We start from the raw sequence: 20,342 nt of genomic DNA, 5'->3' as shown, positions 1-20,342 counted from the left end.
ATGGAGTCAATCGGACAGTTTATGCAGGAGCTGTCAAAGCGCACGCCACGCCAGCTGTTGACACCGGAGCAGCAGCTGGACAAGATGTTTCGCTCGTCGTCCTACCTCCAGGCGTTTTCCCAGCAACACCCGGAGTTGACCCGGGACGACTACATGCGGTCGCTCTCCAGCGTCTACACGGCTGTGAAGGAGCAGTACTGGTGCGAGCGCTGTCCGGGACTGGAGGAGTGCCCCAACCTGGTCAAAGGGCATCGCACGCAGCTTGACCTGGTCAACACGACGATTGTCAGCGCCATTTCCCCCTGCTCCAAGCAGTTGTCCCGCGAAGAGGAGATCAAACGCCGCCGCCTGATGCGCAGCTACTACATCTCCGAAGAGACGATGAAGGCCAGCTTCGAGGGTCTCGTGATCGACAGCGGGAACCAGGCGGCAGTCGGTGCAGCGTTGCAGTTTTGCGAGAAAATCAGTGCAGGCGAGCGGGTCAAGGGCTTGTATTTGCACGGACCATTCGGCGTGGGCAAAAGCTACATCATGGGAGCGATTGGCCGCGAGCTGGCAGAGGCAGGGGTCTCATCGCTGATCGTCTACGTGCCGGATTTTATCCGCGAAATGAAAGATTCCATCTCTGATCACTCGTACGTCGACAAGCTGGAGCTGCTGAAGCAGGTGCCCGTGCTGATCCTCGACGACATCGGAGCGGAAAACCTGACGCCGTGGGTGCGCGATGAGATTTTGGGCGTCATCCTCAACCAGCGCGTCAACAACCATCTGCCCACTTTGTTCACGTCCAACTACGCGCTGGAGGAGCTGGAGGAGCATCTGTCCATTTCCAACGGCAACCGGATCGAGCGGACAAAAGCGGCGCGGATCATGGAGCGCATCCGCCACTTTGTCGAGGTACACGAGATTTTGCGCAACAACCACCGTGTGAACAGCGACTAGGCAAACAGGCGGGTAAACTGCCAGTGTGCCAGGGCGAGAACTTCCCGCGCTTTGTAGTACGTTGTGGAGAGGACCTGCGATTTCGTGCCGAGCGGAGAGGCTGGAATCTCCAGGTCTTCTGCGATGTAGAGCGCACGTACCAAATGAAAGTCGTGACTGATTAGCAAAGCCGTTTCCAGATCGTATTCGTCCATGACCTCCTGGCTAAACAGGAGGTTTTCGTATGTACTCGTCGCCTTGTCCTCCAGCAGGATCGCTTCTTCGGGAACGTCCTGCTCGATGAGGTAGGCGCGCATCACCTCGGCCTCGCTCAGCGTCTTGCCTTCGCCCGTCCCGCCAGTTACCAGCAGATAGCGCACATAGCCGTCCCTGTATGCTTGCAGCGCGCAGTCCAGCCGTTCGCGCAGACTGGGACTCGGCCGCTCTCCCCAGACCGCAGCTCCGAGTACGATGCCCACGTCTGCGTGGCGAGGGCCTGCTTCCTGGGCCGTGCGATCGATCATTTGCCACAGGCAGGCAAACCATACCGCTGCGGCGATGAATATGGTTGCGAGAAGAAACCACATGCGTCTCATCCAGTTTTTCTTTGATTTGTGCATCATTCGGGCAGTTTCTCCTTTGCTGACATCTCTCTTTCTTGTTCTTGTTGTACTTTCCAGAATGTTTGACGCAGCAGGGTGGCGAAGAGTTACGAATATTGTCGGGAACATTCCTCCTCCCTGGAAAATTTGAAATAAATTTGATTAAGAAATGTCGAAAAAAGACCGATATAGGTAGAGAGAAGTCTACTAGCAGGGAGGGTAACAATGTTCTGGAGAAAAACGATGTTCATGTTTCTGGCCGTCTTGCTCGCAAGCGGGCTGGTAAACACGGGAGTCGGATTCGCTGCAAACGAAATCAGCCGATTGGTACTTTCCAAAAACCAGGTATCCTTGGAGACGGGAGATTCGGCTTCGCTGACGGCGACGGCTGTGTACGTCTCGGGTTCTACAGAAACGGTAACGATTAAGACGGATTGGCAAAGCAACAATCCCGATGTAGCTACTGTGTCCGCTGGGGTAGTCGCCGCCAAGGCGGAAGGAAAAGCGACGTTGACTGCTACGTATATGGGAAAAACCGAGATTGTGGATGTCACGGTTTCGAAAAAAGTAAAAGCCCTGACGACCGAGCCACAGTCCTTGACGATCCAGATCGGCCAGGAGGAAACGATAGAGCTGACCGCTGTGTACGATGACAGCAGCACCGAAATCGTCACGAGCAAGGCAGACTGGTTGATTGATAACGCTTCGATCGCAACCGTGATCAACGGAAAAGTAAAAGGCGTCAGCTCGGGGACGGGAACTGTGACTGCCAAGTACGGCAGCCAGACGATCACGGTCCCGCTGAGCGTGGAAATCGCACACCGGCTTGTACCGAGCAAAAGCAAGGTCTCGCTGTTGATGGGCGAAAAGGAAAAGGTTGAAGTGAAAGCGATTTTTCCGGACGGTTCGGAAAATGATGACGTCGCCGACAAGGCCGTCTGGTCTTCCAGCAACCCGGATGTAGCCGATGCCTTGATGGGGACGATTACGGCGTATGGAGCGGGAACAGCAGTCATTACCGCCACGTACGGAACGAAAACGGCAACGATTCAGGTCGACGTCGATACCACGCAGAAGCTGGAAGTGGACAAGCAGGACATTTTCCTGAAGGCAGGCAGTGAGACAGCGATTACGCTGACCGCTACGCTTGCCAACGGCAACGGCACGACAGACGTGACCGACAAGGCGACGTGGTCTTCCAGCAACGAAGATGTAGCCTACTACAGCAATGGGAAAATTCACGCTGTCTCTTCGGGCGAAGCGGTGCTTACCGCCACGTACGCCAACAAGTCGGTAAAGGTGATGGTGGACGTGGAAGTGCCGCGCGCACTCGACATCGTGCCGTCCTTCCTGACGATGAAAAACGGCGAGACGAAGGATGTCATTGTACGCGCTTCGTTTGCCAACGGGACAACGGAGAACATTACAGAAAAAGCAAGCTGGTCTTCCAGCAATGCTGATGTTGTATTCGCAAAAAGCGGCGTAATCTCCGCGTACAAGGCGGGGACAGCGAAGATCAGCGCTTCCTACGGCGGCAAGACGGCTACGCTCACCGTGGATGTGGACGTGCCGCAGAGCTTTACAGCAGATGCGACTACGGTGGCCTTGCAGGTAGGAGATACCAAACAAGTGAAGGTGACGGCTTCTTTCCCGGAAGGCGGGACTGAGGACGTGACTTTCAAAGTAACGTGGGCGTCGGGCAATGACTCCGTCGCAACCGTGCGCCAGGGATTGATTACCGGTGTCGGAACAGGTACGACGACAGTGACTGCAACGATGGGTACACGTACCCTCTCGATTCAGGTTTCGGTCGGGGTGATGCAGACGCTTTCCGTAGACAAGAAGAAAGTGGTGCTGGGCAAAGATGGCTCGGAGACCGTCAAACTGACCGCCGTTTACCCGGATGGAACGAGCAAGGACGTGACCGCGCAAGCAGCCTGGACGACTTCATCCGCAGCAATTGCCGAGGTGTTCCAAGGCAAAATTACGGCTGTAGGACCAGGTACGACGACCATCAGTGCGACCTTCGAAGGAAAGACGGTAACGGTCTCGGTCGAAGTGGATCAGGCGCAGACCTTGTCTGTGGAACCGCGTATGCTCATACTGAACGTAGGGGAAACAGCGGATATCATCCTGACTTCGACTGACTCTGCCGGCAATTCCAGCCGTGTGACCAGCGGTGCGGTATGGAGCACTTCCTCCGTCCGGGTCGCGGATGTCGTCGACGGGAGAGTAACCGGCGTATCCAGCGGTCGTGCGACGATCACTGCAAAGTACGGCGGCAAATCGATCAGTATTCCCGTCGAGGTAGGCATTGTGACCAAGCTGGAAGCAGACCGCCGCTTTGTCTCCGTGAAGTCGAAGCAGTCGGTACAAGTCGTGCTGACCGCTACATTCTCGGACGGCAGAACTCTCGATGTGACCTCGATGGCTGATTGGAGAACGAGCAACTACAAGGCAGCCGATGTATCCAAAGGTCTGATTACGGGGATCGCCTATGGCAAGTCGACGGTAACTGCCCGCTACGGCAACAGGAGTGTCTCCATCCCTGTCGATGTGGACACCCTCAAGTACCTGAAGACAGATGTCGTGCAGCTCGTGATGAACAAAGGCGAGACACTCCAGGTAAAAGCGATTGCTACGTACATGGACGGCTCTGAGGAAGATGTAACGAAGCCTGCACTGTGGACTACATCCCGTCTGCTCGTAGCTGATGTCAAGGACGGCGTCATCAAGGCGACCGGCTCCGGCAAAGCGACGATTTACGTGCAGTACGGTGGCAAAAAGACGCCGATCGTCGTCACGGTGAGGTAAGCCATACGTTTGAATCAATGAAAGAAGCATCCCGGCAGAAAGCTACGCCGGGATGCTTCTTTTTTGCTGGTGGGCATGGGCACAAGCAGTATCGGATCAGCGGTAGCCCGTAACATCAGCCGGTTTTCCGGCTTCGACGACCTCCACCAAATAGCGAAAGCAATCCGGCTGTGAGCCATCCAGATCGGTGAACCCGTACAGCTTCGCCACTTCGCCGCTGGAGAGCGACTGTCCGCTCCAGCGGGCGTTGTTCGTGTCTGCGGCTAGTGCCGCAACAGCGCGTCCGATGTAGCGGGGAGTTTCGGAGATCAGAAAATGAGGATCTTTTTCTGCTGCATCGCGCCAGTTCTCCTCCGTGATGCCGAAGTGCTCCAGCATGATTTCCGATCGCATCCAGCCGGGTGTCAGCGCCAGCGCCGTCCCGTGGTAGGGAAGCAGTTCATGGGCCAAAGACTTCGCCATGCGCAGCACCGACATCTTGGCCAGGTCGTAGAAAAGCGACAGGCGGTACTTGTCCTGATTGTATGCAAGCGTCCCGTCGGTCACCTCCACGACCAGTCCGTTCCGGTTCTGGATCAGCAGGGGCAGGGCGAAATGGCTGGTGATAATATGCGTGTCGATCGCCAGACGAAGCATGCGAAAGCCTTTTTCCAGGGAATGTTCCCATACCGGGATATTCCACTGTGCCAAATACTCTGCGCCCCAAATGTCGTTAACCAGGATGTCGAGACGCCCCTGCTCCTGTTCAATCCGGGCCACCAGCGCCTTCACCTGTTCCGGGACGAGATGATCTACCTGCACGGGGATCGCGGTACCGCCGGCAGCCTGTACCAGCTCGGCTGTCTCCTCAATCGTCTCGGGTCGATTGTACTCGGAGCGCTGTGTCCGCGTGGTCCGGCCCGTACAGTATACAGTCGCGCCAGCAGCGCCCAGTTCAATGGCGATGCCTCGTCCGGCGCCGCGCGTCGCACCGGCTACCAGTGCTACTTTTCCTTGCAGTGGTTTCATTGGCATTGTCCTCCTTTTGTTACGTCTGCCCATATTGTACACAGGTCAATATGTCACCTAGTGTCATAGTGAAAGGAGGACATGCCTGAAAGTTGATCAGCGCAAATTGACGAAGATGGCATCAGGGCCAGTCGCGGGGAGAAAGGAGCCTTTCGGTTCGATGCTGACAGCGATGTTCTCCACCTGTCCGAGCTCGCCGCCCTGGAAATAGAGATGCGCCATGCCGTTTTGCCAGTGCAGCAGCCCGACATGCGAACGCCTGCCTCGCGTGATGAACCAGACCTTGTATTCCATCTCGTCTGAGGGCACCAGATCTTTTGAGAGAATCAGCATTTCATTTGAACTGTCGTTGACCCAGACGTAGAACTTGGCATTGTTGGGAACGCCAGGGACGACGTGCAGGACGGTTTCGGGGTCCATCACCATCGTGACATCGGGAAAAATCTCATGTTCCGGTACAGAAGCTGGCGACACGCTGTCTCTTTGCAAAACAAACAACCCGATCAGACAGAGTGCCAAAACACCCACACGCAATACCAAAAGCCTCGGACGCAAGCGGTAAAGCGATGAGATGCTGCGTCTAACGGAAATGCTGCGCATGAGCCGCCGTTTGAGCGCCGGCGGAGGAGAAGGCAGTGTGTCGGCAGGAGAGAGCACCTCTGACCATTCGCGGTACAGGCTGGCGCATCGACTGCAGGCGAGAAGATGCTGCTCCAGCCGCAGGCGCTCTTCATGTGCCAGTCTGCCCATTGCCAAGTCTGCAATGTTTTCTTCGCGCCAGGTGCAGCTTTCTCTATTCATGCTTCTTGCCACCTCCCGACGGTTCGATCCAGCCGAGGTGGCTCAACTGCTTGCGAATATTGGCAAGTCCATAGCGAATCAACGATTTGACGGTGCCGAGCGGGCGGTTCATCTGCTCGGAGAGTTCACGCTGACTCTGCTCCTCGTAATACATCCCGTGTACGGCATTTGCTTGCGAGACGGGGATGTTTTGCATCGCGCTGCGCAAAGCCTCGCGTTCCAGCCGGGAAAAGACACTGTCTTCGGTTGAGCGGGCAGTTGCCATCGCTTCGAAGGGAGGGCGCTCTTCCGGTGTGATTACCCACCGCTGCTTTCGCCGCATCCAGTCGAGCGAGCGTGTGCGCGTCTTCACTGCCAGCCAGGCCTCCACGCTGCCACGCTTGGGATCATATTGCTCCGCCTTTTTCCATACCTCCAGAAATACGTCGTGGCAAATATCCTCCGCTTCCATCTGATCGTCCACAATCCGCATGGCAATGTGCAGGACGAGAGAAGCGTAGCGGTCGTAAAACCGTTCAAAGGCCGTTACCGATTGATTGGCGATTTCGCGTAACAGCCGCTGTTCGTCAACCTCACCATGGGCCAATGGTTCCCACCTCCGATGATGTGCTTCCTGCTACTATTACTAGCAAATTTTCTTTCAATTTGGAACCCGCACAAAAAATTTTGCTTTTTGATAAATCCGTTTGCCTAATCGGTGCGTACTGTTGATGAATGTCAAAATGATGATAAAAACAGGGGGAAGAAAGAGATGTCGAAGAGTTGGGGAAAACACGTGTCATTCGTCCTTGTGTTTGTGTTGGCCATGATGGCATGGGGAAGCTCCCCGTCACAAGCAGCCGGGGAGGTTACCTTGTACACTCCCTACACGAGTATCTCGGTAACGCCAGGGGAGTCGATCAACTACAGCGTCGATTTGATCAACAATACGAGCAGTGTGCAGGAAGCAGCGCTGTCTGTGCGGGGGCTGCCGCAGGGATGGGAATACCAGCTTACCTCGGGCGGCTGGAGCATCCAGCAGATTGCGGTCCGTCCCGACCAGTCGCAAAGCATGTCGCTGCAAGTAGAAGTGCCGCTGGAAATTGACAAAGGCACGTACCGCTTTCAACTGGTCGCGGATGGGAAAGCAACCTTGCCGTTGACAGTGGAGGTGACCGAACAGGGCACGTTCAAGACCGAATTGACGTCCGACCAGCCGAATATGGAGGGAAGCGCCAGTTCGTCTTTTACCTTTGAAGCCAATTTGCGCAACCGGACAGCAGAAAAACAACTGTACGCGCTGACGGCCGATGTCGCCCAGGGCTGGGATGTCCAGTTTATGGTCGATGGCAAAGCCGTAACCTCGGTCAATGTCGATGAAAATGCCACCAAGGAAATCCAGATCCAGGTCAAACCGCCCCAAGGCGTAAAGCAAGGCAGCTATTCCATTCCGGTAAAGGCGTCGACCAATGCCACATCCGCCGAAACGACATTGGAAGTCGTCATTACGGGTACGTATGCCGTGGAATTGAGCACGCCAACAGGGCTGTTGAGTACCGATGTGACCGCTGGCGGGGAGAGGAAGCTGACCTTGACGGTGAACAATACCGGGTCCGCCGATTTGCGCGATATCCGGCTGCGCGCCAATACGCCACTCAACTGGGAAGTGACATTTGAGCCCGAACAGATCACCAAGCTGGAAGCGGGCGGTACGACAGAGGTGACCGCGACAATCAAGGCGGATAAACAGGCGATTGCCGGCGACTACGTCGTCAATATGACGGCGAGCGCACCGGAGGCTACATCTGAGGCGCAGTTCCGTGTTGCGGTGAAAACCTCGGTACTGTGGGGGTGGATCGGCGTTCTGGTCATCCTCGCCGTGATAGCGGGCGTGTACTACCTGTTCCGCACGTACGGGAGGAGGTAACCGATGAGCGAGCCGATCATCCAACTGGTTGACTTGACCAAACAATACGGGGAACAGACCGCTGTAGACAGGCTGAATCTGTCGATCTACCCGGGGGAAGTGTACGGTCTGCTCGGTCCCAATGGAGCGGGCAAATCGACGACGATCCTGATGATGCTAGGACTCGCCGAGCCGACGTCGGGTACAGTGACCGTGTGCGGGGCCAATTCGACGCGGGACCCGATTCAGGTCAAGCGAAAAGTCGGCTACATGCCGGACGACGTGGGATTTTACGAGGATATGACCGGGCTGGAAAACTTGCTCTACACAGGGCGCTTGAACGGCCTGTCCCGCCAGGAGGCGATGGATCGGGCCAAGCGTTTGCTCGAGAGGGTAGGGCTTTCTGATGCGGCAGAGAAAAAGGCAGGTACGTACTCGCGCGGCATGCGGCAGCGGCTGGGGCTCGGCGAAGTGCTGATCAAGCAGCCCGAAGTGATCATTCTCGACGAGCCGACGCTGGGAATCGACCCGGAGGGCGTGCGCGAGTTTTTGCAGTTGATTCAGCAGCTAAGCCGCGATGAGGGCATCACCGTGCTGCTCTCTTCCCATCACCTGCACCAGGTCCAGCAAATTTGTGATCGCGTCGGGCTGTTTGTCGCCGGGCGACTGCTGGCTGAAGGCGATATTCACAGCCTGTCTCAGCAGCTTTTTCAGGAAGAAGCGATCGTCATCGAGGTGGAAGCGGAGCCGGTCACAGAGCAGCTCATGGAAAGCCTGCGTCAGATAGAAGGGGTAGGTCGGATCGAGGGAGACGAACGGCGTTTTGTCATCTCCTGCACGAAAGACGTGACGACGCAGATCTCCCGCACGATCGTCAACCAGGGCTGCGCGCTGCTGCAATTGGCACAGAAAGAGTACGGCCTCGATGAAATTTACCACCGGTACTTCGAAGGGAGGGAAGCGAGATGAGAGAGAACGATAGACAGTCCCATCCTTTTTGGGTGATCGTCCAAAAGGAAGTGGCGGATCATCTGCATAGTTGGCGCTTTCACATTCTCCTGTTGCTGCTGGTGCTGACCTGCTTCGGTTCGCTGTACACGGCGATGATGTCGATTCGCGATGCGGTGCCATCCAACGATTCGCTGAATTCCCATCTGTTTCTCAAGTTGTTTACTGTATCCGACGGGACTTTGCCCGCGTTTTACACGTTTGTCGGCTTTCTCGGGCCGCTGCTTGGGATCGGGCTCGGGTTTGATGCGATCAACTCGGAGCGCAACAAGGGGACGTTGAGCCGCTTGCTGTCGCAGCCGATACACCGCGACTACGTGTTGAACGCCAAGTTTGTCGCCGCCCTGCTGGTGATCAGCGTGATGTTTTTGGCGCTTGGCTTTCTCGTCATGGGACTGGGGCTGCTCGTGATCGGCATTCCGCCGACGCCGGAAGAGTTTTGGCGGATGGTCGTCTTTTTGCTGCTCAGCATTTTCTACGTGGCATTCTGGCTGAACCTGGCCATCTTGTTCTCGGTTCGCTTTCGGCAGCCGTCCACCTCGGCGCTGGCGAGCATTGCCGTCTGGATTTTTTTCAGCGTTTTCTTTGCGATGATCGTCGGCCTGATCGCCAATGCGACGTTTCCCAGCCAGGCGGCAGACGTGGGCAGCTTGCTCAGCCATCAGCAGTTCGTCACGTACATGCAGCGGCTGTCACCGAGCCAGCTCTTTAGCGAAGCCACGACGACCATGCTTACGCCTTCGGTTCGCAGTCTCGGGCCTCTGACAATGGAGCAAGTGTACGGTGCGATCCCCAGTCCGTTGCCGCTGGGACAAAGCATGCTCTTGATCTGGCCGCATCTGACAGGTCTGATCGCAGGAACGGCGGGGTGCTTCGGATTGGCGTACATGCTGTTCATGCGCCAGGAAATCCGCTCTCGCTGATGGAAACCAAAAGTCCGCAGCCTTCCTTTCACCTGGATGGAGGAAAGGGGCTACGGACTTTTTTATGGATTGACCGGGCTGTATCCGGTCCGTTCGACGAGCCATTGCCCTTGTGGCGACAAAATCCATTCGATCAGCGCTTCGACATGGGGGTTGTCACTGCCAGCCGTGACGGCGTAGAATTCGGCTGCGAGCGGGTACGAGCCATCTGCGATCGTCGTTTTGTCTGGCAGTACGCCGTCGACAGCCAGCAGACGGATATTGCCGTTGCGTACCATTTCGCTGGAGAAAAACAGGAACGAGTAGCCGATTGCGTTTTTGTGGTTCCGGTAATCGGCAGTCTGCTCGATAATCCCTCCCATGCCCCGCAGTACATCCTCCTGGGGCGGCGTCATCAGCTCTTTTCCTTCCATTATCTTTTCGAGCATCGTCTGGCTCCCGCTATCTTCGGGACGCTGAAAGGCCTGGATCGGCTCGTCACGACCGCCGACTTCCCGCCAGTTGGTAATCTTACCAGCGTATATATCCTGAATCTGCTCGGTGGTCAATCCTGTTACCGGGTTGTCGGCATTGACGAAAAAGACGAACGCTTCCCGCCCGATCGGGGTCAGCTTCAGCTCTTTCCCCATTTGCTGTGCCTCACCACGCTGGCGAATGGATGGCTCTGCGACGAAGATGATGTCGACCGTACCTTTTAACAGGTTGTTGTACGCCTCCGGGGTGGTATTGACCATGACCTCACTGTCGTGGGGCGGATATTCCTTTTCGGGATAGACGGCTTGAGCGAAAGCGGCATACAGCGGATAGAGTGCGGTCGCACCATCGAGAATCGGCAGGTCGGAATCGATGGAAAGGGCAGCCGGCTCCTCGAGCGAGACGACTTTTGACTGCTGGGCAAACGGCATGTACTCCCAGACGTCCACGTCCTGCTCGCTCACGACAGGAACGCTGCGTTCATAAGCCTTGTTGATCTCGTAGCCGCCAAGCGTGACGGCGATCAGAGCCAGTACGGCGTACAGCGAGCGATTGAGAATGCGCGGGTTGATGCTGCTCAGTACGCGCAACGCGTTCCAAAGAACGAGAGCCGCGCCGGTGACGATAATGAGCGGGATATAGAAACGCTGCGAGACAGAAGAGAAGGAGATAAAAAACGCAGCAATCAACCCGACCAGTCCGATCAGGGCAGCAAATAAGAGACAAGCGAAAATTTTGCCAAGCCATTTCCAGACCATAGCAACCTCCTGTTTTCCATATTTTTTCATTATACAGAAAATGATGCGGGTGTTGGGTTTTTACAGAAAAAAACTGTCCTTTGGCAGTATGATTTCTGCCGGAGGACAGTCTTCTGTCGAGTTTTTCGTTTTTACAGCTTGAAGCGGGAGACCAATGTCTGCATATCTTCGGCCAGGACGGACAAGGTTTGGGCAGAAGAGGCGATTTCCTCCATTGTGGCGAGCTGTTCTTCGCTTGCGGCAGCGTTTTCCTGGGCTGCGCTCGCACTTTCTTGCGCCACTTTGGAGATGACTTCAATCGACTGCACGATGTGCTGGCTGCCTTCTGCGATTTGTTCGATCGAGGATGCCACTTCGCTGATTTTCTCGGCGACGTGCGTAACGGCCTGGTCGATGACCTCAAAGGAGGAGCCGACTTGTTCCGTTTTTTCCACGCCGTTTGCCACTTTATCGGTGCCTTCTGTCATGGAGGCGATTGCCTGGTCAGTTTCCCGTTGAATATGTGCAATCAGATCGGAAATTTGCTGTGCAGATTCGGAAGACTGTTCTGCCAATTTCCGTACTTCATCGGCGACGACGGCAAATCCGCGGCCGCTCTCGCCGGCACGTGCCGCTTCAATCGCTGCGTTGAGGGCGAGCAGGTTGGTTTGGTTGGCGATATCGGTAATCAGTTGAACGATGTTGCCGATTTGCTTGGAACGCTCACCGAGACCATAGATCATTGCCGAGGTTTCCTGTACGGTACCCTGGATTTCACGCATTTGGTCGATGACATCATGGACAGAGCCAATGCCTTGCTTGGAGATTTCCAGTGCTTGTTCTGCCATTTTCGCGACTTCATCGCTGCTCATCGCTACCTGTTGGATACCGACGGACATCTGGTTGACTGTGGTTGCGGAATTGCGTACGCTGCTCAACTGCTCTTCGGCACCGGATGCCACCTGTTCGGTCGTGGACGCGATTTGCTCAGACACTTTGCTGCTTTGTTCGGCGCTGGCAGTCAACTCCTCCGAGGAAGCTGCCAGTTGGGTAGAGGTATCGCTGATTTGCGACATGATGCCGCGCAAATCCTTGACCATTTTATTCACGGATTGGACGAGTACGCCAATTTCGTCCTTGTTTTTTACTTTCACTTCTTCTATCGAAAGATCGCCATTCGCTACGCTTTGCAGAACCTTTGAGACATTTTGGACAGGCAGTGAAATCTGTTTCACAAACATGTAGGCCATGCCGAGTGTAGCGATCAGTGCGACGACACTTACTGCAACAATGACGATACGGGATTGCAATGCGGCATTTTCAAAATTTTGAAGAGCTTGCTGATTCATGTTTTCAACTTCTTGTTCAATGGCACTGTTGATCTCAAGATACGTATCAAACAGAACCTTTCCTTCCCCGACCTTCAGGCGTGCCAATTCCAGGTGTCCATCTTTTCCAAGCGTTACCATTGATTCGTAATATACTTCAATGGCAACGATCTGGGGCTTGACGCTTTCAATCAATTGGACGATTTGCGGGTTGTTGATGTTAAGAGAATCAATGATTGCCAACTGTTGTTGAACTTGCTCGCGTCCGGCGTTATAAGCATCGAGATAATCTTCTGCACCTGTTACCAGATAGCCGCGCACGCCTGATTCTTCGTAGATCAGCGCGGTCAGGATAGCTTGAGTGGCATCGCCCAGCGGAACAAAATCCTGTACGATGGCATCTGTCTCTTTCTTTAATTGGTTTAGTCCATAAAAATTGGAAGCGGCGATTCCAGCTAGCAACACCCAAATGACAATGTAGCTGGAAATAATTTTTTTCCCTAATGACATGTAGATAATCTCCTCCTACGAATTGGAATAATGCCCCAAAAATACCTTTACCCGTTTCTATTGAAGAATAAACAAAAACGGTATGAAAGAGAAGAGATTTTTTTGCAATATTGTACGTAATTTGCCAAGTGTGAAGATGCTCTATTATCTGCAGATCAATTCCCTACTTGACACTCGGAATTGGAATCGATAAAGTAATTTTATGACAGCTATTCGTATGAATTTTCTAATAGAAAAATGGGGTGAGCAGATGGCAAACGATCTGATTCAAGCGTTGCAGTTTTTGAAGGGAAAAGAATGGGTGGACCTGACGCATACATTCGGTCCGAATTCTCCGCATTTTTTTGCATTTGACGATGCCGAGTTCACGACGTTGTTTACGCATGACGACGGCTTTTTTGCGCAAAAATTTTCATTTGCCGGACAATACGGGACGCATATCGATGCGCCGATCCATTTTGTCCGCAACAAGCGGTACCTGCATGAAATCGAGCTGAAGGAGCTCGTTCTGCCACTGGTCGTCATCGATAAATCAAAAGAGGCTGCGGAAAACAACGACTACTCCTTGAGCGTAGAAGACATTCTTGCATTTGAACGCGAGCACGGACGGATTGAAGAAGGGACATTCGTCGCGCTTCGCACCGATTGGAGCAAGCGTTGGCCGGATGTGGAGGCGTTCAACAACAAGGACGCAGAAGGAAACAACCACGCACCAGGCTGGTCGCTGGAAGCACTGAAATTTTTGTTTGCGGAACGCAACATCAAAGCGGTCGGACATGAAACCTTCGATACCGACGCGAGCGTAGACTACCGCAAAAACGGGGCGCTGTTGGGCGAGTACTACGTGCTCGAACAGGACACGTACCAGGTCGAGCTGTTGACCAATCTGGACAAGCTCCCGGCAAAAGGCGCGGTCATCGTCAATATTGTCGCCAAACCGGAAAACGCATCCGGCTTCCCGGTGCGCTCGTTTGCGATCCTGCCGTAAGTGCGACCATCTGGAAAAAGAGGGCTGTCCCTTGTCTGAATGAGACAAAGGGGCAGCCCTTTTTGGCATCGTGAACGTCCGGACACAGCCCGGGGTAGCCGGGCAATTAGCGGGAGTACGTCGTCCAGGCATTCGCCCGATATTGTCCAGGAGTCGCTCCCGTCCACTTTTTGAATGCATTCTGAAAGGCGCTTGGTTCGGAGAAATGCAGCAAGTAGGCGATCTCGGCAATGGAATATTCCTGCTTGGTCAAGTACGCCATCGCCATTTCCTTGCGCACGCTGGCCGCCAGTTCGTTGTAGGAAGTGCCCTCATCCTTGAGCTTTGCCTGCAACGATCGCGGACTCATCGCAAATGCCTCTGCCGTCTGCCGCAGGGTCGGGAAACTGGCAGGCAAGCACGCCGTCATCCATCGGTATACGCGGTCGGAGACGACGCTTCCTTTCATCAGTTTGTCCCTGGTTTGCTCAGCGATTGGCACAAACGCGCTGAGCAGCCTTGGGTCCGAGTACAGGATCGGGTAGTGCAACACGTCCCTGTCTACCAACAGGTACGTCTCATTCCCGTTGAAGCGCGGCTCGACCCCGAACAGGGACAGGTAAGGGGTGAGGTCGGACGTAGCGGCGTGTGCGAACTGAAGCTCCAGTACCGGGATCGGGCGGTTGCTCATGCGCATCATCAAATGGTACAAGGAGCTGACCATATCTTCGCAGCAATGACGGGACATGGGGCTGGAATCCCCTTTGCAAATGAGGATAGCTACGCCATTTCCGCGTTCCTCCCAGCGCAGGCTGTACCCGCTGCAAAGAATTACATGATACCGCTCGTATGCTGCCAGTGCGTCGGCAATCGTGCCGGAATGAATCATCACGTACCCGAGAATCCCCAGATCGGCCACATCCGTCAACTGACCCTGATGCAAACCGAAGTATTCGTCTTGTGTGTAAGCGGCAGCTTCGTACATGAGCCGCTCGAGTTCCCGTTCTTCGATACGCGCTTCGACATCTTGCAGCAATGCCGGATCAAATGAACTCTGGCGGCAAAACCCCTCAAATCCAAGCCCCTTTTGTTCGATCGTCTTTATGATCGGGTAGAGCATGGAAACAGCAAATCCCTGATCAGTAGGCAATGCTGGCATCCTCCTTTTGCGCAAAACATCAAGATTGCTACGCGTTCTATCATTTCAGCCTATTCAGGCATGGCGGTAAACTGAATATAGTCCAGTTTACCAAAAGGAGAGACAAAACATTGAATATTCTTGTCATCATCGGTCATCCCGACCCAAAGAGCTATTGTTCAGCTTTGGCCCAGTCCTATATCGAAGGAGCAGCCAGCGCATCAGCACAGATTCGGACAATTGACCTTGGCCAGATTGCCTTTGAGCCGAATTTGCGGTACGGGTATCGCAAGCGGACAGAGCTCGAAGACGCACTCAAAGAGGCCCAGGAATCAATTCGCTGGGCCGAGCATCTCGTCATCATCTATCCTACGTGGTGGGGCACGATGCCCGCAGTCCTCAAAGGCTTTTTTGATCGTGTCTTTCTGCCCGGATTCGCTTACCAATACCGAGAGAACTCCCCGCTGTGGGATAAGCTGTTGGCCGGAAAATCAGCCCGCGTGATCGTCACGATGGATACGCCATCCTGGTATAACCGCCTGGTGTACTGGCGTGCAGGGCATCTGGTGATGAAGCGAAACATCCTGCATTTTTGCGGCATTAAGCCCGTGCATATAACCGAGATTGGTCCGATCAACTCCTCTACGGAGTCCAAACGTGCGGGGTGGCTGCAAAAAATCAGGGCGCTCGGGAGCAGGCTGGGTTGAGAAGGGACTACTGCATCAGTTTGGGCAATTCGTTGATCATCGTATAAATGCCCATGAACGCCATGCTGACGACGACGATACCGCCGAATACTGTCATCCAGAGAGGGTGCTTGTAGTCTCCGACGATCTTTTTGTTATAGGCAGCGAACAGCATGACACCCAGCGTAAGCGGCAAAATCAGCCCATTGAGGGCGCCGACGAGGACGAGAACCTTCACCGGACGGCCGATGAGGACGAAGACGAGCGTAGAGATGGCGATAAACGCGATGATTATCCACTTGTGGGCATACTCGATTTTCGGGTGGAACGTACGGATAAACGAGACGGACGTGTAGGCGCACCCGACGACAGAGGTAAGCGCCGCCGCCCACATGACGATCCCGAAAATTTTGTAGCCGATGTCTCCGGCAGCCAACTGAAAGACAGAGGCGGGCGGGTTGTCGGGATTGAGCACAAGGCCTTGCGAGATGACACCGAGCGCGGCCAGGAACAAAAAGATGCGCATAACCGAGGCGACAGCAATTCCGGAGACCGAGCTTTTGGTCACTTCTCCAAGCGAGGAGACGCCCTTGACGCCTGCATCCAAAAGCCTGTGGCCGCCTGCAAACGTAATGTACCCGCCTACTGTCCCGCCGACCAGGGTGACAATCGCCAAGACGTCGATCGTGTCTGGAGCGAATGATTTGATCACGGCTTCCCCGACCGGGGGAGAGGAGGTGATGGCGACGTACAGGGTGAGGAGGATCATTACAAAACCGGCGATCTGGGCAACACGGTCCATCAGCTTGCCGGCTTCGCGGACGAGAAAAATGCCGATGGCAATCAGTCCGCTGGCAAGTGCGCCTATCTCTGGCGTGATTCCGAACAGCACATTCATTCCCAGACCGGCTCCCCCCAGATTTCCGATGTTGAAGGCAAGCCCGCCCATGACGATCAGGAGTGCGACGAGATAGCCCAAACCGGGCAAAACCAGATTGGCAATGTCCTGGGCGCGTTTTTCCGATACAGCGATAATCCGCCACACATTCATCTGCGCCCCGATGTCGAGGAGAATCGACATCAGGATGACGAAGCCGAAGCTGGCGGCCAATTGTTGGGTAAAAACGGTCGTCTGGGTGAGAAAGCCCGGACCGATTGCCGAGGTCGCCATCAGGAAAGCGGCGCCCAACAGCAGGCTCCATTTCGATTGTTTCATATGGTTTCCTCCAATTGTTCTCTCTCTTTATGAAAGTGACATAGCCTTTACAGTAATTCCTGACATTTCCAGTTCTTCTCGGATGCTTTTGGCAAAGGAGAGGGCGTGCGCTCCATCGCCGTGGATGCAGACAGTCTCGGCTTTGATCGTAAAGTCGCTTCCTTGGCGGGTACGCACCTTGCTTTCCTTGACCATGCGGATGACTTGTGCGACGGCGTCTTCATCGCTTTCAATGAGTGCATCCGGCCGGGTTCGCGGCGTGAGCGTGCCATCGTGCTGATACGTGCGGTCGGCGAATACTTCGCTTTTCGTGCGAAGCCCGATCTTTTCGGCCTGTTCGATCAGTTGGCTGCCCGCCAGCCCGACAAGGTACAGCGCGGGATTGACCCGGTAGACAGCTTCGGAGATGGCGCGGGCCAGGTCAGGATTGGTGGCTGCCATATTGTACAAGGCACCATGCGGTTTTACATGCTGCATGACGCCCCCCTCGGACTGGACAAAACCTTGCAGTGCTCCGACCTGGTACACGACCATCTCGTATGCCTCCTCGGCAGAGACCGCGATGTTGCGTCTGCCGAAGCCCTGCAGGTCGGGCAGTCCGGGATGTGCCCCGATCCTGACATCGTTGCGCAGTGCCAACTGCACGGTTCTGCGCATCGTCGCCGGGTCGCCGGCGTGAAAACCACAGGCGATATTGGCGGACGTGACATATGCCAGGATGGCTTCGTCATTTCCCATCCGATAGGCACCAAAACTTTCTCCCATGTCGCAATTCAAATCTACGTAATACATGGTTTCAGCCCCCCATTGAATATTTGAGCGAGATTCCGGTTTTGAGCTGGCGCATTTCATTTTCCCGCATCAGCAATAGTCTTTCCGCTTCGTCGCGCTTGATTTCCACAAAGCGGAGCGTGTCTCCCGGCTTCATCTGTGCGATGACAGGCAAATCGACAGCCGCGATCTGGGCGATTTTGGGATAGCCGCCGGTCGTTTGCCGGTCTGCGAGAAGCACGATCGGCTTTCCTTCTGCCGGTACTTGCACTGTTCCAAAGGCGACAGCTTCGGAGAGAAGCTCCGTTTGCTCGTTCAATTCCAGAATCGGTCCATCGAGCCGGTAGCCCATGCGATCAGACTGCGGCGTGACGCGGAATGGTTCGGAAAAGAAGTGCCGTACGCTGTCAGATGCAAACCAGTCTGCTTGATTGCCGCGGATGGCGCGAATCGGTCGTTGCCCGCCGTAACGGGGGAGAAGCTCTTGTGCTATGCCCCAGTCTGTGGCGGCGAACACGTCTTTGGCATCAAGCGCCAGGCGGTCGGCAATCCGTCTCGCCAGCGCAGCGGGCTCCCCATAGGCGAGTTCGTCACCGGCTTGCAGCGCTCTTCCATAAAAGCCGCCGATTCCGGCACGCAAATACGTAGAGCGGCTTTGCATCACGCGAGGCACACTCCAGCCTCCAGCGACGGCGAGATAAGCGCGGATGCCAGAGCGGCAATGGCCAAAGTCAAGAACGCTGCCTTTTCGCAGAAAAACCGGCTTCCACAAGGGAATCGGAATGCCGTCCGCAGTCGGGCTCATATCTCCTCCGCATACCGCGATCAACGCATCGTCCCGAAATTCCAGCGTGGGGCCTTTTATCGTCATTTCCAGAGAGGCATCCGTATCTTTGTTGCCGACGAGCATATTGGCGATCCGGTGGGCGAACGTGTCCATCGCCCCGCTGACGATCACGCCGTACTTTTGAAATCCGAACCGGCCCATATCCTGTACAGAAGTGAACATTCCCGGACGTATCACGCGAATCGTCATCTTGATCCCTCCTGATACGCTGTGTATTCCTCGGTCGAGATCGGGGAGAAGCGAATCCGGTCTCCCGCTCGCAAAAGAGTCGGAGGATTGTCCTCGGGACGGAAGAGGCGAAGTGGTGTCCTTCCGATGATTTGCCAGCCGCCCGGCGTCTCCAGCGGGTAAATCCCGGTCTGCTTACCGGCGATCCCGACAGAGCCGGCGGGAATCGACAGGCGGGGAGATTTCCGACGCGGCGCAGCGATGCGTTCGGACATGCCGCCGATGTACGGGAAGCCGGGAGCAAACCCGATCATGTAGACGAGGTAGTCTCCTGACGCGTGAATCTCGATGACATCCTGTTCGCCCATCTGGTTCAGCCTGGCTACTTCCCCGAGATCAGGCCCGAACGCTCCCCCGTAGCAGACAGGTACCTCGACGATTCGTCCTGCTGCTTCGCGGGTGTGCTCGGTCTGGCGCAGCAGATCGGAAATGAGGTCACAGTAGAGCCCGTACAAGGAGACCGCAGGCTGTTCGCGTTCGGTTGCGGCATGGCGCCGCTTGTGCCATTCGAACAACTCCACCGGGTTGTAAAAAATCGTAATCGTGGCGAAGGCAGGGATGTATTCTACCATCGCTGGCAGGGGCGACTCGTCCAATAACGCGGCGGTGCGCTGTACCTTTTCGTAGGACTCCAGGTTCATGGATGTGCCGAATTGTACGACGACCGCATGCTCTCCCAATGGTTGAAACGTGGCGTCCATCAACACATGTCTCCTTTCTGCGCACCATGCCAACCCAATCGGCAGGAGATTTCTTTGGCTGCTGCTACTGTTTTTTCGATAAAAAAGGGCAGTTGATCGTCGCGGTAGCGATTTTCCGGACCTACGATGCTCAGTCCGGCGACGACCTTTCCCGAATAGTCAAAAATGGGGGCGCCGACTGCCGAGGTGTAGTTGTACAGCTCGGAGTGGCTGACGGTGTAGCCGTTGGCTCGATCGATGGCGATCCTTTCGCGCAATTGCTCTACGTCCGTACAGGTGTTGTCGGCAATCGGTTCGAGCGTTGCTTCGCGCAGGTAGGCTTCCCGTTCGTCGTCTGGCATAAAGGTCAGCAAAACGCGGGGACATGCGCCGGCGTACAGGGGAGCGCGACGCCCGATCGCCGTATAGACGCGGATCGGTTCGGTCGTATCGACTTTTTCGACGTAGATCGCTTCATTGCCGTCCCGGACGATCAGGTTGGCAGCTTCCCCGCATTCCCGGACCAGCTTCTGCATGACGGGCAGCGAGAGTTGGCGAATATCCAATCGGTCAGCAACAGCATGTCCAAATTGCAAAAAGACGAAACCTAGCTCGTACACGCCGTCATCCGTACGCCGGAGGAATCCGGTCTCTTCCAGCGAAGAGAGCATGCGATGCACCGATGTTTTCGGCTGCCCGGACAGCTTGACCGCTTGCGGCAAGGAAAGCTGGTGATGGGTTAGAAACAGGCGCAGCAATTCTGCAGCTTTGATCACGGTTTGATTGGTGTCAGCCAAT

The 20,342-nt window shown here is 55.2% G+C and carries 19 protein-coding genes; 7 read left to right on the top strand and 12 right to left on the bottom strand.

All coding sequences use genetic code 11. The features are described from left to right. Positions 1-942, top strand: coding sequence for a primosomal protein DnaI (dnaI, locus tag ACAF76_RS15855; RefSeq protein WP_421616947.1), 942 nt, complete (start codon positions 1-3; stop codon positions 940-942). On the opposite strand, the gene ACAF76_RS15850 is transcribed toward dnaI, so the two are convergent. Continuing rightward, entirely contained in the window at positions 939-1,544 is a 606-nt protein-coding gene (locus ACAF76_RS15850) for a YdcF family protein (protein ID WP_421616946.1), read from the bottom strand. The genes dnaI and ACAF76_RS15850 overlap by 4 nt on opposite strands. Before the next feature lie 204 nt (positions 1,545-1,748). Here ACAF76_RS15850 and ACAF76_RS15845 point away from each other — a divergent pair, with 204 nt between their 5' ends. After that, positions 1,749-4,337 carry an Ig-like domain-containing protein gene (locus ACAF76_RS15845; protein ID WP_421616945.1) on the top strand — a complete coding sequence of 863 codons (2,589 nt, stop codon included), beginning with the start codon at positions 1,749-1,751 and terminating at the stop codon, positions 4,335-4,337. A gap of 96 nt (positions 4,338-4,433) precedes the next feature. On the opposite strand, the gene ACAF76_RS15840 is transcribed toward ACAF76_RS15845, so the two are convergent. From ACAF76_RS15840 to ACAF76_RS15830, 3 genes are all read right to left on the bottom strand, one after another. Continuing rightward, a complete protein-coding gene (locus tag ACAF76_RS15840; RefSeq protein ID WP_421616944.1) occupies positions 4,434-5,345 on the bottom strand; it encodes an SDR family oxidoreductase in 912 nt (303 codons plus the stop codon). 96 nt (positions 5,346-5,441) lie between these two features. After that, positions 5,442-6,146, bottom strand: a complete 705-nt coding sequence (locus tag ACAF76_RS15835) for an anti-sigma factor domain-containing protein (protein WP_421616943.1) — start codon at positions 6,144-6,146, stop codon at positions 5,442-5,444. Beyond that, a complete protein-coding gene (locus ACAF76_RS15830; RefSeq protein ID WP_421616942.1) occupies positions 6,139-6,732 on the bottom strand; it encodes an RNA polymerase sigma factor in 594 nt (197 codons plus the stop codon). The genes ACAF76_RS15835 and ACAF76_RS15830 overlap by 8 nt, the downstream gene beginning before the upstream one ends. 165 nt (positions 6,733-6,897) lie before the next feature. Here ACAF76_RS15830 and ACAF76_RS15825 point away from each other — a divergent pair, with 165 nt between their 5' ends. From ACAF76_RS15825 to ACAF76_RS15815, 3 genes are read left to right on the top strand one after another with little or no spacing between them, the layout of a single operon-like run. After that, positions 6,898-8,052 (top strand): NEW3 domain-containing protein, encoded by a 1,155-nt coding sequence (locus ACAF76_RS15825; RefSeq protein ID WP_421616941.1) that lies wholly within the window; start codon positions 6,898-6,900, stop codon positions 8,050-8,052. A 3-nt stretch (positions 8,053-8,055) separates the two neighbouring features. Next, the gene (locus tag ACAF76_RS15820; RefSeq protein ID WP_421616940.1) at positions 8,056-9,000 is read left to right on the top strand and encodes an ABC transporter ATP-binding protein; all 945 of its coding nucleotides are present in this window, start codon (positions 8,056-8,058) and stop codon (positions 8,998-9,000) included. Next, positions 8,997-9,962: an ABC transporter permease gene (locus tag ACAF76_RS15815; protein ID WP_421616939.1), complete on the top strand. Its 966-nt coding sequence runs from the start codon at positions 8,997-8,999 to the stop codon at positions 9,960-9,962. Before ACAF76_RS15820 ends, ACAF76_RS15815 begins: the two co-directional genes overlap by 4 nt. 62 nt (positions 9,963-10,024) lie before the next feature. Here ACAF76_RS15815 and ACAF76_RS15810 read toward each other — a convergent pair whose 3' ends face one another. Further along, positions 10,025-11,194, bottom strand: coding sequence for a PstS family phosphate ABC transporter substrate-binding protein (locus tag ACAF76_RS15810; RefSeq protein WP_421616938.1), 1,170 nt, complete (start codon positions 11,192-11,194; stop codon positions 10,025-10,027). A gap of 131 nt (positions 11,195-11,325) precedes the next feature. After that, positions 11,326-13,011, bottom strand: coding sequence for a methyl-accepting chemotaxis protein (locus tag ACAF76_RS15805; protein ID WP_421616937.1), 1,686 nt, complete (start codon positions 13,009-13,011; stop codon positions 11,326-11,328). 250 nt (positions 13,012-13,261) lie between these two features. On the opposite strand from ACAF76_RS15805, the gene ACAF76_RS15800 reads away from it, so the two are divergent. Beyond that, positions 13,262-13,999, top strand: coding sequence for a cyclase family protein (locus ACAF76_RS15800; RefSeq protein WP_421616936.1), 738 nt, complete (start codon positions 13,262-13,264; stop codon positions 13,997-13,999). Between the two features lie 106 nt (positions 14,000-14,105). Here the strand turns inward: ACAF76_RS15800 and ACAF76_RS15795 are convergent, their stop codons facing one another. Next, a complete protein-coding gene (locus tag ACAF76_RS15795) occupies positions 14,106-15,128 on the bottom strand; it encodes an AraC family transcriptional regulator (RefSeq protein WP_421616935.1) in 1,023 nt (340 codons plus the stop codon). 119 nt (positions 15,129-15,247) lie between these two features. On the opposite strand from ACAF76_RS15795, the gene ACAF76_RS15790 reads away from it, so the two are divergent. Beyond that, entirely contained in the window at positions 15,248-15,823 is a 576-nt protein-coding gene (locus ACAF76_RS15790; RefSeq protein ID WP_421616934.1) for an NAD(P)H-dependent oxidoreductase, read from the top strand. 7 nt (positions 15,824-15,830) lie between these two features. On the opposite strand, the gene ACAF76_RS15785 is transcribed toward ACAF76_RS15790, so the two are convergent. From ACAF76_RS15785 to ACAF76_RS15765, 5 genes are read right to left on the bottom strand one after another with little or no spacing between them, the layout of a single operon-like run. Then, on the bottom strand, positions 15,831-17,018 hold the full coding sequence (locus ACAF76_RS15785) for an NRAMP family divalent metal transporter (RefSeq protein WP_421616933.1): 1,188 nt from the start codon (positions 17,016-17,018) through the stop codon (positions 15,831-15,833). A 27-nt stretch (positions 17,019-17,045) separates the two neighbouring features. Then, positions 17,046-17,810 (bottom strand): 5-oxoprolinase subunit PxpA, encoded by a 765-nt coding sequence (locus tag ACAF76_RS15780; RefSeq protein WP_421616932.1) that lies wholly within the window; start codon positions 17,808-17,810, stop codon positions 17,046-17,048. Positions 17,811-17,814: 4 nt separating this feature from the next. Then, entirely contained in the window at positions 17,815-18,825 is a 1,011-nt protein-coding gene (locus ACAF76_RS15775; RefSeq protein ID WP_421616931.1) for a biotin-dependent carboxyltransferase family protein, read from the bottom strand. Beyond that, positions 18,822-19,565, bottom strand: a complete 744-nt coding sequence (gene pxpB, locus ACAF76_RS15770; RefSeq protein ID WP_421616930.1) for a 5-oxoprolinase subunit PxpB — start codon at positions 19,563-19,565, stop codon at positions 18,822-18,824. Before pxpB ends, ACAF76_RS15775 begins: the two co-directional genes overlap by 4 nt. After that, a complete protein-coding gene (locus tag ACAF76_RS15765) occupies positions 19,565-20,341 on the bottom strand; it encodes an IclR family transcriptional regulator (RefSeq protein ID WP_421616929.1) in 777 nt (258 codons plus the stop codon). Before ACAF76_RS15765 ends, pxpB begins: the two co-directional genes overlap by 1 nt. Between the last annotated feature and the right edge of the window lies 1 nt (position 20,342).

The sequence above is a fragment of the Brevibacillus sp. TJ4 genome, assembly GCF_044627595.2.
Lineage (GTDB): Bacteria > Bacillota > Bacilli > Brevibacillales > Brevibacillaceae > Brevibacillus.
The sequence above is the reverse complement of the archived record's forward strand: the minus strand, read 5'-3'. Positions and strand labels throughout refer to the sequence as shown.